This is a genomic window from Jeotgalibaca caeni, from assembly GCF_028863945.1.
Taxonomy (GTDB): domain Bacteria; phylum Bacillota; class Bacilli; order Lactobacillales; family Aerococcaceae; genus Jeotgalibaca; species Jeotgalibaca caeni.
This window is the reverse complement of record NZ_JARBEA010000117.1, coordinates 1-1710: the sequence shown is the minus strand read 5'-3', so window position 1 is coordinate 1710 and position 1710 is coordinate 1. Positions and strand designations below refer to the sequence as shown.

The 1710-nt window shown below is 39.1% G+C and carries 2 protein-coding genes; one reads left to right on the top strand and one right to left on the bottom strand.

The genetic code is table 11. The features are described from left to right. Positions 1-75: 75 nt before the first annotated feature. Positions 76-861 carry a DUF1189 family protein gene (locus tag PVE40_RS12665; protein WP_274732292.1) on the bottom strand — a complete coding sequence of 262 codons (786 nt, stop codon included), beginning with the start codon at positions 859-861 and terminating at the stop codon, positions 76-78. A 151-nt stretch (positions 862-1012) separates the two neighbouring features. Here PVE40_RS12665 and PVE40_RS12660 point away from each other — a divergent pair, with 151 nt between their 5' ends. Next, complete coding sequence (locus PVE40_RS12660) at positions 1013-1621, top strand: superoxide dismutase (RefSeq protein WP_274732291.1); 609 nt, start codon at positions 1013-1015, stop codon at positions 1619-1621. Positions 1622-1710: the final 89 nt, after the last annotated feature.

Below are 1710 nucleotides of genomic sequence, written 5' to 3'. Positions count from 1 at the left end.
ACTACTATATCTGAAAAAAAGAAAATAGTAGGCAGGAACCCCCGTCGGGGTTTCTACCTACTAATCTTAGTATGTTTAATTTAAGTTCTTAAAATGACTGATGAGTCCTTTGCGATACATGTAAAGACAAATTCCCAAGAGGATGGTAAGTTGAGCAGGCGGGAAGATATAGAAACTGTTTAAGATAGCAAAGAACAAGGTCGGAACGACACTGGCTACCATCATGATTCTCCAGTTAAAGGAGAACGGAATGCGCAGTCGCATAAATGCAGCGAGAACATTCGCTGCCAAACTGAAAATCAAGTAACGAAACGCGGCTTCTATTATTCCAGGGATGAAACTACCAAACATAATCGAAACAATCATTACGAAATTGACGGTACTAAAGCGGTGGAGCATCGAGCGGAAGAATTGATCCGTCAGCCCATCTGCATTCTCATAAGATATCTGGATGGGAATCTGCGCTGTGTGAATTAAAAAATGATTTTCTTTAAATACGATTCCAACTTGAGTATTTTCCAGATCACGTTGCTCCAGACGATCCTCATATTGATTATGTACATCGACAATCAAGTTCATTGTGTTTGTTCTTACTACAATGGCTTGATCAATTGGTTCTTCAAAAACAATTCCACCCTCTTTTATTTCAAAAGCAGGCAACCGTTTTTCTACTGTTTGTGCGTCCACGTTCATATTTCGAATGCTTTGATACCCAGCAACAAAAAAAGGAATCGAAATAATGAGCGTTAGTAGTAGAAAAAGTTGGATCGTTTTTTTCTTAGTTAACAGAGTTGCCTTCCAAAGGGTAGAAGGATCAATAAAGGCTTGTAGAAGCGTACGGAAGAAAGATATAGTAACCACTCTTTTCTGATCAATAAAATATAGTACTAGCTTAGCGAATAAAGAAAGAAAACGCAACGAACAAAGCTGAAACAGGACAATTATTTTGAATTATTTTCATTCTAATGGTACTCTAGTAGTAGATTGAAAAAAGTTTAGGAGGAATTAGAATATGACTTTCACTTTACCAGATTTACCATATGCATATGATGCGTTAGAGCCTCATATCGACAAAGAAACAATGGAGTTGCACCATGACAAACACCATGCAACGTATGTGAAAAATGCGAATGCAGCATTAGAAAAACATGCGGACCTAGCAGACATGTCTGTAGAAGAATTATTGAAAAATATTGACTCTGTACCAGAAGACGTTCGTACAGCATTACGCAACAATGCTGGCGGACACGCGAACCATGCATTTTTCTGGGAAATCCTTTCACCAAATGGTGGCGGCGAACCTACAGGAGAAGTAAAAGAAGCAATTGAAGAAGCATTTGGTAGCTTCGAAGATTTCAAAGAAAAATTCACTACAGCAGCAACTGGTCGTTTCGGATCAGGTTGGGCATGGTTGGTTGTTAACAACGGTCAACTAGAAGTTACTTCTACTCCAAACCAAGACAGCCCTCTAATGGAAGGCAAAACGCCAATCCTAGGATTAGACGTTTGGGAACATGCTTACTACTTGAACTATAGAAACGTTCGTCCAGACTACATCAAAGCGTTCTGGAACGTTGTAAACTGGGATGAAGTAAACAAGCGTTTAGCAGCAGCAAAATAATGTAAATAAAAAGGGGCTGGGACAAAAGTCCCCAATCCTAAAAAGTTCCACACCATCGAACGACTAAAGGGTGTGGAACTTTTTTACTT

Coding starts and splice junctions, on each gene's coding strand:
- PVE40_RS12660 (WP_274732291.1), top strand. CDS start 1,013: ATGACTTTCACTTTACCAGATTTACCATATGCATATGATGCGTTAGAG.